This is a genomic window from Gordonia sp. DT219 (genome assembly GCF_049847065.1).
Lineage (GTDB): Bacteria > Actinomycetota > Actinomycetes > Mycobacteriales > Mycobacteriaceae > Gordonia.
Window position 1 is genome coordinate 1 of the sequence record NZ_JBNCNR010000094.1, and the last position, 351, is coordinate 351.

Below are 351 nucleotides of genomic sequence, written 5' to 3' on the forward strand. Positions count from 1 at the left end.
GCTTGCGGCCCGGTCATGTCCGGGCTGGTGCGGAGTTCGGTGAGCTGGTCGACAATACCGGCCAGAATTGCTGCGGTGTCCGTGCTTTCGATGGTGACGTCGGCGATCATGGTGCCCCCCTTGGCGATCGATGCGATGTCTCCATCCTACACGCGTGCGCCGACAATGGCATCCAGATAGGCGGCATCTGTGTATCGAATACTGGTTGTGGACAACATGTTTCGAGGTATGAATGGGCGTTCGTTTCTGTCGGTGGGCTGTGCTAGTGCGGCGGGTTTGAAGTTGTTGGACGGTAGGCTTTCGCGAGGATTTGTTCGGCGGTTTTCGTCCAGACGAATGGTTGAGCGCGTG

At 58.1% G+C, this 351-nt stretch carries 1 protein-coding gene; it reads right to left on the minus strand.

Translation table 11 applies throughout. The features are described 5' to 3' along the window. Positions 1 to 146: 146 nt before the first annotated feature. Positions 147 to 351 (minus strand): hypothetical protein (locus ACPXB3_RS22575; RefSeq protein WP_425729881.1); only part of this gene is annotated, 205 nt, incomplete at its 5' end.